The organism is Providencia sp. 21OH12SH02B-Prov (assembly GCF_027362595.1).
GTDB lineage: Bacteria > Pseudomonadota > Gammaproteobacteria > Enterobacterales > Enterobacteriaceae > Providencia > Providencia zhejiangensis.
Genome location: NZ_CP114796.1, coordinates 54,618 through 69,248, shown reverse-complemented (window position 1 = coordinate 69,248; position 14,631 = coordinate 54,618). Strand labels below are relative to the sequence as shown.

General features: G+C 40.6%; 11 protein-coding genes. 7 read left to right on the top strand and 4 right to left on the bottom strand.

The window, feature by feature from the left end; translation table 11 throughout:
- From dnaN to O7C57_RS00265, 4 genes are all read left to right on the top strand, one after another.
- Entirely contained in the window at window positions 1-1,101 is a 1,101-nt protein-coding gene (gene dnaN / locus O7C57_RS00280) for a DNA polymerase III subunit beta (RefSeq protein WP_154623501.1), read from the top strand.
- An 8-nt stretch (window positions 1,102-1,109) separates the two neighbouring features.
- Window positions 1,110-2,204, top strand: coding sequence for a DNA replication/repair protein RecF (gene recF, locus O7C57_RS00275; RefSeq protein WP_154623500.1), 1,095 nt, complete (start codon window positions 1,110-1,112; stop codon window positions 2,202-2,204).
- Between the two features lie 18 nt (window positions 2,205-2,222).
- Window positions 2,223-4,637, top strand: coding sequence for a DNA topoisomerase (ATP-hydrolyzing) subunit B (gyrB, locus tag O7C57_RS00270; RefSeq protein WP_154623499.1), 2,415 nt, complete (start codon window positions 2,223-2,225; stop codon window positions 4,635-4,637).
- 224 nt (window positions 4,638-4,861) lie between these two features.
- Window positions 4,862-6,451, top strand: coding sequence for a phosphoethanolamine transferase (locus tag O7C57_RS00265; protein ID WP_196714135.1), 1,590 nt, complete (start codon window positions 4,862-4,864; stop codon window positions 6,449-6,451).
- A gap of 42 nt (window positions 6,452-6,493) precedes the next feature.
- Here the strand turns inward: O7C57_RS00265 and O7C57_RS00260 are convergent, their stop codons facing one another.
- Entirely contained in the window at window positions 6,494-6,949 is a 456-nt protein-coding gene (locus O7C57_RS00260; RefSeq protein ID WP_154623497.1) for a MarR family winged helix-turn-helix transcriptional regulator, read from the bottom strand.
- Window positions 6,950-7,066: 117 nt separating this feature from the next.
- Here O7C57_RS00260 and O7C57_RS00255 point away from each other — a divergent pair, with 117 nt between their 5' ends.
- Window positions 7,067-8,884, top strand: a complete 1,818-nt coding sequence (locus O7C57_RS00255; protein ID WP_269723488.1) for an FUSC family protein — start codon at window positions 7,067-7,069, stop codon at window positions 8,882-8,884.
- Window positions 8,885-8,931: 47 nt separating this feature from the next.
- On the opposite strand, the gene asd is transcribed toward O7C57_RS00255, so the two are convergent.
- A complete protein-coding gene (gene asd / locus O7C57_RS00250; RefSeq protein WP_154623495.1) occupies window positions 8,932-10,038 on the bottom strand; it encodes an aspartate-semialdehyde dehydrogenase in 1,107 nt (368 codons plus the stop codon).
- Between the two features lie 420 nt (window positions 10,039-10,458).
- On the opposite strand from asd, the gene O7C57_RS00245 reads away from it, so the two are divergent.
- Window positions 10,459-11,649 carry an MdtL family multidrug efflux MFS transporter gene (locus O7C57_RS00245; RefSeq protein WP_251464819.1) on the top strand — a complete coding sequence of 397 codons (1,191 nt, stop codon included), beginning with the start codon at window positions 10,459-10,461 and terminating at the stop codon, window positions 11,647-11,649.
- 193 nt (window positions 11,650-11,842) lie between these two features.
- On the opposite strand, the gene ykgO is transcribed toward O7C57_RS00245, so the two are convergent.
- Both ykgO and O7C57_RS00235 read right to left on the bottom strand, forming a co-directional pair.
- Window positions 11,843-11,983 (bottom strand): type B 50S ribosomal protein L36, encoded by a 141-nt coding sequence (gene ykgO, locus O7C57_RS00240; protein WP_154623493.1) that lies wholly within the window; start codon window positions 11,981-11,983, stop codon window positions 11,843-11,845.
- A 2-nt stretch (window positions 11,984-11,985) separates the two neighbouring features.
- Complete coding sequence (locus O7C57_RS00235; protein ID WP_154623492.1) at window positions 11,986-12,246, bottom strand: type B 50S ribosomal protein L31; 261 nt, start codon at window positions 12,244-12,246, stop codon at window positions 11,986-11,988.
- A 546-nt stretch (window positions 12,247-12,792) separates the two neighbouring features.
- Here O7C57_RS00235 and nagK point away from each other — a divergent pair.
- The gene (gene nagK / locus O7C57_RS00230; protein WP_154623491.1) at window positions 12,793-13,704 is read left to right on the top strand and encodes an N-acetylglucosamine kinase; all 912 of its coding nucleotides are present in this window, start codon (window positions 12,793-12,795) and stop codon (window positions 13,702-13,704) included.
- Window positions 13,705-14,631: the final 927 nt, after the last annotated feature.

Below are 14,631 nucleotides of genomic sequence, written 5' to 3'. Positions count from 1 at the left end.
ATGAAATTTACTATTGAACGCGAGCAGTTATTAAAACCGTTACAACAGGTTAGTGGTCCATTAGGCGGGCGTCCAACGCTACCTATTTTGGGCAACCTTCTCTTACAAGTTAAAGAAGGTGCTTTGCTATTGACGGGAACCGACTTAGAAATGGAGATGATGGCCAATGTTCCTTTAACACAGGAACATGACGTTGGAGCAACAACCGTTCCAGCACGCAAGTTTTTTGATATCTGGCGTGGGCTACCTGAAGGTTCTGAAATTCGAGTCGAACTTGATGACGACAGATTGCTCGTTCGCTCTGGACGTAGCCGTTTTTCACTGTCAACCTTACCGGCGACCGATTTCCCAAATTTAGATGATTGGCAAAGTGAAGTTGAGTTTTCACTTCCACAGTCAATCCTTAAGCGCTTAATTGAAGCAACCCAGTTTTCAATGGCACACCAAGACGTTCGTTATTACCTCAACGGCATGCTATTTGAAACAGAAGGTCAACTTTTAAGAACCGTTTCTACCGACGGTCACCGCCTTGCCGTCTGTGCCATGGATATCGGACAAGACTTACCTTCTCATTCAGTCATTGTGCCGCGTAAAGGGGTGATTGAATTAATGCGCCTGTTAGATGGCGGCGATTCTCCGGTACAATTACAGATTGGTAGCAATAATATTCGCGCGCATGTCGGTGACTTTATTTTCACGTCAAAACTCGTTGATGGCCGGTTCCCTGATTATCGCCGTGTACTGCCGAAAAATCCAGACAAAACATTAGAAGCTCGCTGTGATTTACTCAAACAAGCGTTCTCACGTGCAGCGATTCTATCCAATGAAAAGTTCCGTGGTGTTCGCTTGTATTTCAGTGAAAATCAACTTCGCATTACCGCGAACAACCCTGAGCAGGAAGAAGCGGAAGAGATTGTTGATGTGAGCTATCAAGGCACAGAAATGGAAATCGGTTTTAACGTGAGCTACATCTTAGATGTCCTCAATGCGCTGAAAAGTGAAAATGTCACTCTGTTTTTAACCGATGCCGTGTCGAGTGTTCAAATTGAAGACTCCGCCAGCAACGCAGCGGTTTATGTCGTCATGCCAATGCGCTTGTAATTATTTTTATGATACTTTCGCGTTTATTGATCCGCGATTTTCGTAATATTGAAGATGCCGATCTCACTTTAGCTAATGGATTCAATTTTTTAATCGGTCCTAATGGCAGCGGTAAAACCAGTGTACTGGAAGCGATATACACGTTAGGCCATGGTCGTGCATTTCGCAGTATTCAAGCGAACCGCGTCATTCGTCATGAACAAGCGCAATTTATCCTACATGGGAAATTAGGCCATCTTGATGAATCACGCAAAGAACTGTCACTCGGTTTAAGTAAAAATCGTGAAGGTGACAGCAAAGTCAGAATTGACGGGACAGATGGCCATAAAATTGCAGAGCTAGCAAAACTGCTGCCAATGCAATTAATTACCCCTGAAGGGTTTACGTTGCTAAATGGTGGACCTAAATATCGGCGAGCCTTTATCGATTGGGGGTGTTTTCATAATGAACCCTTGTTTTTTTCCGTTTGGTCAGACTTAAAACGGTTATTAAAACAACGTAATGCCGCTTTACGGCAAGTTAACCATTATGAACAAATACGCCATTGGGATAAGCAGTTAGCTCCCCTTGCAGAGCAAATTAGCCGATGGCGGGATGAATATATTGCAGGTATTGCGGAGAATATTGAGCAAACTTGCCAACAGTTTTTGCCTGAATTTGTTTTATCGGTCTCTTTTCAACGCGGTTGGGATAAAGAAACCGATTATTCAGAGCTATTAGAGCGCCAATTTGAGCGCGATAAAGCGTTAACCTATACCGCGTCAGGGCCACATAAAGCAGATTTACGGATCAGGGCAAATGGAACCCCTGTGGAAGATATGCTTTCACGCGGTCAGTTAAAACTTTTAATGTGCGCATTAAGGTTAGCGCAGGGTGAGTTTTTCACCCGACAGAACGGGCAAAGATGCCTGTATCTACTGGATGATTTTGCCTCGGAACTTGATTCGGGCCGTCGTCAATTATTAGCGGCTCGACTCAAGGCTACGCAAGCTCAGGTATTTGTTAGCGCAATAACACCTGAGCAAGTTAAAGACATGATTGATGTAAATAGCAAGATGTTTAGCGTAGAACGTGGCAAAATAGAAGTTAAACCACAGGAATAAATATAGCGGGAAACGTTGATGTCGAATACATATGACTCCTCAAGTATCAAGGTATTAAAAGGGCTGGATGCCGTGCGTAAGCGCCCAGGCATGTATATCGGTGATACCGACGATGGTACAGGTCTTCATCACATGGTCTTCGAGGTTGTCGACAACGCTATCGACGAAGCCCTCGCCGGCTTTTGTGACGACATCGTGATCACAATCCATGCTGATAACTCTGTCTCTGTTCAAGATGATGGTCGTGGTATTCCAACAGGTATCCATGAGGAAGAGGGAGTATCAGCAGCAGAAGTTATCATGACAGTTCTGCATGCAGGCGGGAAATTTGACGATAACTCCTATAAAGTCTCCGGCGGTCTGCACGGGGTTGGGGTTTCTGTTGTTAACGCCTTATCCGAAAAATTAGAGCTGACTATCCGCCGTGATGGTAAAGTTCACGAACAAACCTATAGCCATGGTGAGCCACAAGGCCCATTAACCGTGGTTGGTGAAACGGAGCAAACCGGAACACGTGTCCGTTTCTGGCCAAGTATGGATACCTTTAAAGGTGTCACTGAATTTGAATACGATGTTTTAGCGAAACGTCTGCGTGAGCTATCATTCTTAAACTCAGGTGTATCAATCAAACTCATTGATAAACGTGATGGCAAAGAAGATCATTTCCACTATGAAGGCGGTATCAAAGCTTTTGTTGAATATTTAAGCCGCAACAAAACCCCTATTCACCCATCCGTATTTTATTTCTCGACTGAAAAAGACGGCATTGGTGTTGAAATTGCTATGCAGTGGAATGATGGTTTCCAAGAGAATGTTTATTGCTACACCAACAACATTCCTCAGCGTGATGGTGGTACTCACCTTGCAGGCTTCCGTGCTTCAATGACACGTACGCTGAACAACTATATGGATAAAGAAGGCTATCAGAAAAAAGCCAAAGTCAGTGCAACGGGTGATGATGCTCGTGAAGGCTTGATCGCGGTTATCTCTGTAAAAGTGCCTGATCCTAAGTTCTCATCACAAACAAAAGAAAAACTCGTCTCTTCAGAAGTTAAAACCGCTGTTGAAACGATGATGAACGAACGTTTTGTCGAATATCTTTTGGAAAATCCAAATGATGCCAAAATCGTTGTGGGTAAAATCATTGATGCGGCCCGTGCTCGCGAAGCTGCTCGTAAAGCACGTGAAATGACTCGCCGTAAAGGCGCATTAGATTTAGCGGGTTTACCGGGTAAATTGGCAGACTGCCAAGAACGTGACCCTGCACTTTCTGAACTTTACCTTGTGGAAGGGGACTCAGCGGGCGGCTCTGCAAAACAAGGCCGTAACCGTAAGAACCAAGCGATTTTACCTCTGAAAGGTAAAATTCTGAACGTCGAAAAAGCGCGTTTTGATAAGATGTTGTCTTCACAAGAAGTGGCTACGCTAATCACTGCATTAGGTTGTGGTATTGGTCGTGACGAATACAACCCAGATAAACTACGCTATCACAGCATCATCATTATGACGGATGCTGACGTTGATGGTTCACACATACGTACCCTGTTATTAACCTTCTTCTATCGTCAAATGCCTGAAATTGTTGAACGCGGTCATGTTTATATCGCTCAGCCACCATTGTATAAAGTGAAGAAAGGCAAACAAGAGCAGTATATCAAAGACGATGAAGCGATGGATGAGTACCTGATTTCGATTGCGCTTGATGGTGCTGCTCTACATTTAAGTGCTGATGCACCGGCAATGAAGGGTGAAGAGCTAGAAAAACTGGTGGTTGAATACAATGCCGCGCATAAAATTATCCGCCGCCTTGAACGCCTCTATCCACAAGCTCTGCTGAATAGTTTGGTATATCACTCAACATTGACAGAAGATGCGCTGAAAAACAAAGAACAAGTTGAAGAGTGGGCGAAAACATTAGTTCAACGTTTAGAAGAAAATGAACAACTTGGTAGTACTTATAGCTATTTCATTAAAGAAAACCGTGAACGCCAGTTGTTTGAACCGACTATTCGTATTCGCACCCACGGTGTCGATACCGACTATAATCTGGACTTTGACTTTGTTCATGGCAGTGAGTACCGTCGTATCACGCATTTAGGTGATATGATCGCCGATTTAGTAGAAGAAGGCGCTTACATCGAGCGTGGCGAACGTCGTCAGAATATCAACAACTTTGAAGAAGCATTAGCATGGTTGAGTCGTGAATCACGCCGTGGACTTTCTGTACAGCGCTATAAAGGTCTTGGTGAGATGAACCCAGAGCAACTGTGGGAAACAACCATGGATCCAAATACACGCCGTATGATGCGTGTGACCGTAAAAGATGCGATTGCCACTGACTTGCTGTTTACCACATTAATGGGCGATGCTGTTGAGCCACGCCGTGCCTTTATCGAAGAGAATGCTCTGAAAGCGGCGAATATTGATATTTAATTACCGCCGATAAAAAATGTTATAAAACAGAAAACCTCGTGTAAAAACATGGGGTTTTCTTTTTTTATGACTTAACATAACGCTAGTTTACAGTTTTTTACCCCCTCAATATTAATTACACACGCATTTTTTATGTTATAAACGCTTAACATATACCTAATTAACTAAAAGTAATACCTATTGGAATTTTTATTAAGCAAGGTATCTAGAACACTATTATTATTATGCGTTTATTTATCATTTTAGTTTATTTTTTACTGATCTCCGCTATCCCTGCATTATTGAGTGGTGATATTAGTTTACTTTCCAAGCTAGCTATTACGGTAACTGGCACCCTAATTATGTTACTGTGCGCAGGGAACTATAAAACGCTAGTGGGTAAAATTGCCACCGTGTTTGTTGCCTTTTTATGGGCGCTCAATCTCTCGGTTTCTTTTTTCTTTTACCAAAAACATGACATCCGCTTTTCCTCATCAATAGCCGAAACCTTTATCAATACAAATAGCAGTGAAACAGTCGGTATGCTTTCCTACAATAAATACTACGTACTGTTTTATCTTGTTGTGTTTACTGTTTATTTTCTCAGTATTCATAAGTGTGCTAAATACCTTAATCGTAAGGTCACTTTAGCTAGTTTTGGCCTATTCTGCGTCTATCTTGCGGCAGTTCCCGCCTATTATTCTGCATTATTCGCAAAACAAGATAGCTACCTACTGTTAGGGGAGCAATACCTCTCCCATACGCCTTTTTATAACGCCTCGGCACTGATTAGGAATCTCTATGAAAATCGAGGTATTAGAAAAATATCTAGCCATGTCGTTAAATATCAATATGATAAAAAACAACCTGATGCCGATATTTATGTGCTCATCATTGGTGAATCAGTACGTCGTGACCACCTTAGCCTTTATGGTTATGAATACGACACCACGCCGAACCTCAATCGACGTAAACAACAAATGTTAGTGTTTCAACAAGCCTACTCCCCTGCACCAGTCACCATCTTATCGGTTCCTGTATCGCTTTCTAATATCAGTTTTTCGCAAATGCAGGATAAGCAACATTATGCAGATAACATTATTGCCTTAGCTAACCATGCTGGTTTTGAAACCTATTGGATTAGTAATCAAGGTAAGACAAATAAAAAAACCAGTGTCATTTCTTCCATTGCCAGTATGGCAAAACACAAAAAATGGAATGAATTCGTCGGTTACGATGAAGAAATTTTGGATTATGTTGAGCACGCGATAAACACTGAGCTGGATGATTCTAAAAAGAAAAAACTGATAGTACTACACACCTATGGTAGCCATGAGCCATCCTGTAACCGCTTCCCTGAAGAAGAATATCAGGCATTCAGTGAGCAAGAGGATGATAATTGTTATGACAGCTCTATCGCCTATACCGATAAATTTATCGATAAAATTCTACAGCAGCTGGAAGGAAAATCGGCTTCGGTGATGTATTTTTCTGACCACGCTTTACAACGGTTAGATAGCGATAATCAAATACACTATCACCATGGCGTCAATAGCCCGCGCAGAGAAGCTTATGAAATTCCGCTATTTATATGGTACAGCCCCAATGCCACTAGGCCTGAATTAAATGAGCAGGTTCTACATCAACCATACTCAACAGCGAATAATTATTGGCTAATGAGTGATTGGTTAGGCATACAACAAAAAGCGGCGAAAGCCTGTTTATCTCCCTTACGCCATTGCTACCAACCACAAAAAGAGATCAATATGATCGATGGAAATCGTAATCTATTGAATTTGAAAACATTACCATCTGAGTTATCCTCTCCACAATAAGCATAAATCACTCCCTGTGATGCCATGGGGGAGTGATTGTGCTTAATCTTCACCGAATCGTTCGGGAAAATCTTTAACTGTCATTTCTACGGCATTCTTCGCTAGGCTGTCTAAAAAACCAAATAACTGTTGTGCATTTTGCTCGGTTAAATCAGCCGCCAAGTAATCATTCCATTTGTTTAATTTGTGATTTAACTCATCAACCACTTTGTTTCCCAAAAGGGTCAACGAAATATGATACGCACGTTTATCAACATCACTATTTTTCTTTTCCACCCACTTTTGTTCGAGAAACTTGCTGATCCCTCGCGTGGTGACTGACTTATCAATCACCATCGCTCGCGATATTTGCTCAAGCGTAGATTCATCATATTGTTGAATATGAAGTAACATCAAACACTCGATGGCATTAAGCCCATAAGGCTCCCCCATCCATTTCATATAACGGTGAGCCGCACGACTGATGATCCCAAAAACACGAGCTTGGTCTGTACGCATAAACACCTCATTAGTTGATTTTATCAACTATTTAGTTGATAATTCGCTATCCATTTAGTTGATATTATCAACTAATCTTATTATTCACACGCAGATATTACTCATATTCAATACTTTATGTCACATAATAATGCCTTATTGCAGCGTTTAGGGTTTAGCCCAGATCGTTTACGTTTTGCCACAATTACGGCTTGTGCCTCCATTATTGCGCTATTTATCGCACAATATTTTCAGCTCGTTCATCCGCAGTGGGCGGCAATGACAGTATGGGCATCGGCGCAACCTTGGCGTGAAAACCTACTCGAAAAGAGTTGGTGGCGTTTTGCTGGCACCGTCAGTGGTGTACTCGCGGGCGTATTGCTTATTTATCTGCATATGCTTCATCCCCTCTTGTTTATCCTTGGGCTTGCCGTCTGGTTAGGCGCATGTAGTGGCATTGGCCAATTACAAAAAGGATTCGTTGCCTATGGTACGCTACTTGCAGGCTATTCAGCCGTCATGGTGAGTATGCTTAGCGTACATGATACCAATAATATTTTTATGGTCGCATGGGATAGATTTTGGACAATCCTGGTCGGTGTGCTATCTGCCGTTATTTTTAATTACCTGTTTACCCCTAAGCGAGATCAAGCACCAGCAACCGTGCTAAAAAATCAAATTGACCAACGATTTTATGCCGTTTTGCATCATGCATTAAATAAAAAAGAGTCGGTTAAACAAGAAGATATTGACACGTTATGGCAACAAATTGCCAGTTATGATGAGTTGCTTGAAGCAAATCGTATTGGTTGGCGTTACCATCGAAAACAGGTGGTTCAGGCTCGACAACGATTAATAGCACAAAGCCAAATATTACTTCATCTCGCCCAATTTAGATCCATTGCAGCATTCCCTTTTCCTGAACATGAGCCTTCAGAAAAAGAATGGAAACATTTACTGTTCCTTTGCCCTAACGGTCCATTAAAAAGTCTTTTAATCACGCTTTATTACGCCATTAAAGGCACATCCATCAAAAGAGTTAGCCGCATCGATAAGTTAAAACTACATCAAGACAAAATATCGGCATGGCATGCCTTCACGCGTTCATTTATCACCATTGGAGTGGTTGGGGTACTTTGGTCACTCACGCAATGGCAAACACTCGCTTATCTCACTCTAGGGCTCTCCGTGATGTTAACCATATTTGCCTCATTCGATTACCCTGACAGGTTTATGAAAAATGTCTTTATAGGGCAATTTTTAGGTGCTGTTGCGGCATTACTCTGTACTTGGTTCCTATGGCCCTTTGCAAATTCATCGTGGCAGATGGCCTTATTCATTATCCCTGTTATCGTTAGCGGTATTTTAGTTTTTGCTCACAGTCGACTGATTTTTATCGCTTTTGACTACATCATGGTGTCATTGATTTTACTGCAACCAAGCTACCCATTTTCCCTCTCGTTACCAACAAGTATCGGGAATGCAATAGCCATTGTTTGCGGCCCTCTGGTTGCTATGGCGGCGTTTATGTGGATCTATCCTACTAATCCGCAAAAACGATACCAGCACCTACTCAGGCTCGCACATCGGCAATTTAAGCAGGGTATTTTACAACTTGCTCAGGGTAATAAGCCGTCAACGACTCGAATAATGCACCGTTTATTAAATGGATTAGCACTCGCCAAAAAAAGTGAGTTTCCCTTTAAGTCGACCCTTGAGTTTTTCGAAATAAGACATGGCATTTGGTTAGTTTTATTAATGCTATATAAGCAGTTTTCACATAATCCATCGAAAAAACGCGCATTAAATGTATTAGTATTTCGTCTACAACACGACAAAATAACCCCATACAATATCGAACGCATTATGCAGCGATTACAACGCAACGAAAATTCAAATAGAGTGGTGTTGTTACACCGCTATTTAAATAAATTATCTGCGGAAAAGATAAGCTAGCTGCACCTCAACGCTGAGGTTTCAGGTGCAGCGATAATTGAATGCATTTACAGCAAAATATTTAACATACGACGCAGTGGCTCTGCTGCTCCCCACAATAGTTGGTCACCAACTGTGAAGGCTGACAGGTATTCAGGCCCCATATTCAATTTACGAAGACGACCAACAGGTGTACTTAATGTACCTGTTACCGCCGCTGGGGTAAGTTCACGCATAGTGATTTCACGATCATTAGGGACGACTTTGACCCACTCATTATGCGATGCCAGTAGCTGCTCAATCTCATTAAGTGCAATATCTTTTTTGAGTTTTAGTGTGAATGCTTGGCTATGGCAACGCAGTGCACCAACACGAACACAAAGCCCATCAACAGGAATAATATTGTTACCTGTCGCCAAAATTTTATTGGTTTCTGCTTGGCCTTTCCATTCTTCGCGGCTTTGGCCATTTTCGAGTGCTTTATCAATCCATGGGATCAAACTACCGGCTAAAGGTACCCCAAACGCATCGGCTGGCATCGCGCCGCTGCGTGTAAAGTCTGTCACTTTTTTCTCGATATCTAAGATAGCGGATGCTGGGTCTTGTAGCTCTTTAGCAACTTGAGTATGCAAAGCGCCCATTTGTATCAATAATTCGCGCATGTTACGTGCACCAGCACCTGACGCGGCTTGATAAGTTGCTACAGAAGCCCATTCAACTAAATTATGAGTAAATAAGCCGCCTAATGACATGAGCATTAGACTGACGGTACAGTTACCGCCAACAAAGGTTTTGATCCCTTTATTCAAACCGTCTTGGATATGTTGTTGGTTGACCGGATCAAGAATGATGATCGCATCATCTTTCATACGTAATGCTGAAGCAGCATCAATCCAATAGCCATCCCAACCTGCCGCGCGCAATTTAGGATAGATATCATTGGTATAATCACCGCCTTGACAACTAATAATGATATCTAACGCTTTTAATGCATCAATATCATTGGCATCTTGTAGTGTACCGCGATGACCGCCATACGCTGGAGCTTCTGCACCATGCTGAGAAGTGGTAAAAAATACAGGATGAATTGCGTTAAAATCACCTTCTTCTACCATTCTTTGCATTAAAACTGAACCGACCATGCCCCGCCAGCCGACAAATCCTACATTTTTCATTGTGTTCACCCTGTCCATTTAAACATTTTTACCCAAATAAATTTCGAGATCCCCTGTATCCCTTCTTTCTTTATTCACAGAAATTAGAAATTCATTAGGTACATTAAAGCTGACAAAATATGAACCAGTGTGCAAGTGAAATTATTCACTAATAATAAGAAGATTAGTAATATCGCTAATATACTTGCCATACGGCCAGGCTTAGAACGACTCACTAAACTCAATATTTGACTTACCTTCTACTTTACTGGCTCTAAATCGTTATCCATATGCCCGCCTGCTACCGAAAAAACCGGCTATTGAGTCGCCTTTTCTTTCCAAAACAACAATAAAAAATGCTTTTTTGTTATTAATTAATATCATGAATGATCACTTTTGATTAAAATCCCCACCTGCTTTTCTCAGGATACTCTTTGCCCTATGATCAAATATGTTCTTTTTAGTTTCTGGATAGTGTTAATTTATCCTTTAGGTGTCGACCTGCATCTAACAGGTATTCCGCTCATCGCCGCAGACCTACAAGCAACTGAAAGCCAGTTGCATATGGCCTTCTCTATTTATCTCGCGGGGATGGCATCAACAATGTTAATTGCTGGCTGGTGCGCCGATCATATTGGGCGTAAACCTGTTGTTCTGGTGGGTGCCATGATATTTGCGGCCTCATCCATCATGGCTGGCACATCCACTACCGCTAATTTCTTTTTGATTGCTCGTTTTTTACAGGGAATTGGGGCGGGATTCTGCTATGTAGTCACCTTCGCCATATTACGCGATGTATTATCGGCAAGAGTACGTACTAAGGTACTCGCGATGATGAATGGGATTACTTGCATTGCGCCAGTACTTGCCCCTGTTATCGGTTTTGCCATTTTACTCTTTTACCACTGGTCAGTGATGTTTTACTTTATGGCTGCCTACGCGGTCGTCAGTATTTTGTTTTGCCTTATCGGTATCAAAGAAACCAAACCGGTCATCAATAAAAATCAGCACAATGACACGCTAGCAACCTCCGCCACAGAGGAACGTTTTCTTAATAGCTTCTTTTTGACTCGCTTGATCATTTCCTGTTTCGGTATTGCGGTGATTTTAACCTATGTTAATGTCTCCCCAATCATTTTGATGGGTAACTTAGGCTTTACAACGGGGCAATTTTCTACGGCAATGACACTACTGGCGATGCTGAGCATGGCAACATCATTTTCCATGCCAAAGCTGATTTCTTTATTTAAGAGCCAATCTCTTATTTATACTGCCCTCAGTTTATTTTTAGTCAATGCGCTGATTTTGCTGTCCTACTTATCAGGCATTGAACATATTGCGCTGCTATTTGTTGTGTTTGGTTTTTGCGGTGTAGGCTTTTCAATGTTATTTGGCATTATTATGAGCCAAGCGCTCTCACCCTATTCAAGGAAAGCGGGTATCGCCAGTTCTATTCTCGGTATTTCACAACTGAGCTTTGCTTCTCTTTATATCTGGATTATGGGTTGGATTGGCGTACAGTCCATGCATATGCTGTTGATCATTTTATTAGCGGCAGGTCTTATCAGTATGATATTACTAAGAATATCAGCCCAATCAAGTTTGAAAACTGCAACGATAGAGTCAATATAGCCCCTTTAATCGATAAAAAATAACCATCGCGGCACAGGACTGCGCGATGGTTCAGGAAAACGGAAGCAAGTTCAATAGCCACTCACTGTTCTTCCATAAACACATTATTCAAATTTCCCATCGACTTTTACGCCAATTTATTAACGTATTGATGATTTATTCCGTTGTGAACATCCCTGGCATTTAAGGCAAATCAGCGTTTTTTCTTACAACCTTGGACAGCTTTAAAACGTGGGTTGGTTTTACAAATAACATAGACACGGCCACGTCGACGTACGATTTGACAATCAGGATGGCGCTGTTTCGCCGTTTTTAATGAACTCAACACCTTCATGATTATTTTTCCTCTTTTGACAAGAAGCGAGCAAAACGTTTTTGGAACTGTGCCGTTTTCCCTTCTTGTGAAATCATTTTTTGTTTACCTGTATAAAACGGATGTGATTGTGAAGAGACATCCAGCGTGACATAAGGATAGGTTTCTCCTTCAAATTCAATGACTTTTTCCGTTTTAATCGTCGAACCTACTTTAAAATAGGCATCAGCACTTGTGTCGTGAAATACAACAGTTCGATATTGTGGATGGATACCGTCTTTCATCTTAATACACCATTTGTTATGTTATAATATAACAATATTAAATTTAAAATGATGATGCAACCTTTTTGTGAAAAAGAAAACGCATCAACGAATCAACTACTTGTTTTAATTAGAAAATAGTCACAGATAAACCGTCTTCTTTATTTTGCATATTGAGTATTTATCCTGTTAATGCAGCAGTGAGTTGCTTAATAGGGTTACCGACGGAGAATATGAAGTTATTCAGCTAACAACAAATAAAGTTCAATCGAGAGAAATCGTTCTTTTTGGCTTATTGGTGATGACGTATGTCCATACAAGAAGAACATCATTGATGGGTAAGCGAGAAAACGGTGGATTCGAACATGCCTCTTCCACATTCACCGTAGAGAAATGAGCATATCCATCGCACCTAGCATTTCAATCCCCGTAAAAAATAAAGATCAAAACGCTAATTCCCCCTATCAAGAACTTTTGTATAATTAGGCAAACACACACTATTCATTTATTATTTATCAAATAGATACAGTAGTATTAATGATGAATTAACCACAAAGGGATAACAAAATGTATTACGGCTTTGATATGGGCGGTACTAAAATTGAACTTGCTGTGTTTGATGAGTCACTCAACCCTATTTGGCAAAAACGTGTGCCGACACCTAAAGAAGATTATCAAGCTCTTTTACATGTCTTCCAAAGTCTTACTGAAGAGGCCGATGCAAAATTTGCTTGTCATGGAAAAATAGGCGTCGGCGTGCCAGGTATTGTGAATCATGCCAAAGGAACGGTGTTTACCACTAACGTTCCCGCAGCGCAGTACCAACCTTTGATACAGGACTTAGCGAATACCTTACAGCGCCCAGTCAAAGTCGAAAATGATGCTAATTGCTTTGCACTTTCAGAAGCTTGGGCCCCCGATTTCACTCGTTATCCTACCGTACTCGGCCTAATATTAGGCACCGGTGTTGGTGGTGGTTTCGTTACGCAAGGTAAAGTACTTTCAGGAAAAAATGGTATTGCAGGTGAAATTGGTCATATGAATATTTCACTGCAAGGCGCTCGACGCCTCGGTGATAGTGTTCCTGAAATAACTTGTGGTTGTGGAAAGAAGGCTTGCTTTGAAACCTATTTGTCCGGCCCAGGTTTTGAGCGAATTTATGCTTCTTTTACTGGTGAAAAAAAATCAGCCATCGAAATCATTCAGCTTTATCAGCAAGGTGATGTTGCCGCTAAACAGCATGTTGAACGTTATATTGATCTATTAGGTATGTTTTTAGGCCAAGTATTAACGGTTCTTGATCCTGATTTAGTCGTGATTGGTGGTGGCTTATCTCAATTTGATGGTATTTATCAGTTATTACCCGATGTACTTCCACAATACTTATATGGCATCGCTAATCTGCCTGCGATTGAAAAGGCGCGATATGGCGATTCAGGGGGAGCAAGAGGCGCTGCTTGTTTAAACTTACGCGATTAATGATATTCAAAAATAGCCTATTTTTCTTATACTAAAAAAACTGAAGCAGCGCTAAATACATCGTGTCTCTTTTCGTTGTTTCAGTTTTTTAAATAGCGAGATCGGGAACCAAAATACCGTAAAACACCCCATTTTAATGTTCAAAAAGAGATTCACCCATTCACATTTGGCCTTGTTATTTTTAACAGCGCCTAAACAAATATTCCAAATCTATCAATAGATAGATTGATTAAATATTCATTAATGGCAATCTCATCTTCTTTATCAATTGATTATTGTCACCGTTAAAAATGATGTATTGGTTTTTAATTAAACCTCAAACATTAATGTTACATACTGTTTTTATTGATTTTTTTCGTGTTAATCCCAATAAATAAATTTAAATTAATGATTGAGTTCGTTGACGTTAATCCCTATGAATAACTTAAACATACAGTTAATTATAATATCGCCTCATTTTTAATCAGGCGAAATTTAGCTTAAATAATCAAATAACGCCATAAGTCATCGCCATTTAATAAATTGATAATAGTTCGTTATATTAATAAAAAAGAGGCGTTATCATCCACATATGAGGGAACAACCATTTAAAATGCCCTAACGATTAAACAATAAAACATGACTAACTACATCACTATTTTATTAATTGTTTGATTAGAACACACGACCGTCTCTTACTCATTTTTAATTATAAATAAAGCAAAATAACCATGAATAAATGATTGTTAAGTTTTTTGCCAACTTCATCACAAAAAAATAATTATAATTCATGATTAAATTAAATATGAACTATATGTTTATTATTGCTAGGGCTCATTAAAATTATTAGTGGCCTTAGCAGAACTTATCGGTTATCAGATAAACCAGTCCTTTTAGTCTTTAAATATATAACATCACTTATCAGATATTTTCAAAATATCAATTGAT

Bases quoted from the DNA above. Each gene is read 5' to 3' on its own strand.
- gyrB (WP_154623499.1), top strand. From the start codon at position 2,223: ATGTCGAATACATATGACTCCTCAAGTATCAAGGTATTAAAAGGGCTG.
- O7C57_RS00235 (WP_154623492.1), bottom strand. From the start codon at position 12,246: ATGAAAGACGGTATCCATCCACAATATCGAACTGTTGTATTTCACGAC.
- asd (WP_154623495.1), bottom strand. From the start codon at position 10,038: ATGAAAAATGTAGGATTTGTCGGCTGGCGGGGCATGGTCGGTTCAGTT.
- dnaN (WP_154623501.1), top strand. From the start codon at position 1: ATGAAATTTACTATTGAACGCGAGCAGTTATTAAAACCGTTACAACAG.
- nagK (WP_154623491.1), top strand. From the start codon at position 12,793: ATGTATTACGGCTTTGATATGGGCGGTACTAAAATTGAACTTGCTGTG.
- ykgO (WP_154623493.1), bottom strand. From the start codon at position 11,983: ATGAAGGTGTTGAGTTCATTAAAAACGGCGAAACAGCGCCATCCTGAT.
- O7C57_RS00245 (WP_251464819.1), top strand. From the start codon at position 10,459: ATGATCAAATATGTTCTTTTTAGTTTCTGGATAGTGTTAATTTATCCT.
- recF (WP_154623500.1), top strand. From the start codon at position 1,110: ATGATACTTTCGCGTTTATTGATCCGCGATTTTCGTAATATTGAAGAT.
- O7C57_RS00255 (WP_269723488.1), top strand. From the start codon at position 7,067: ATGTCACATAATAATGCCTTATTGCAGCGTTTAGGGTTTAGCCCAGAT.
- O7C57_RS00265 (WP_196714135.1), top strand. From the start codon at position 4,862: ATGCGTTTATTTATCATTTTAGTTTATTTTTTACTGATCTCCGCTATC.
- O7C57_RS00260 (WP_154623497.1), bottom strand. From the start codon at position 6,949: ATGCGTACAGACCAAGCTCGTGTTTTTGGGATCATCAGTCGTGCGGCT.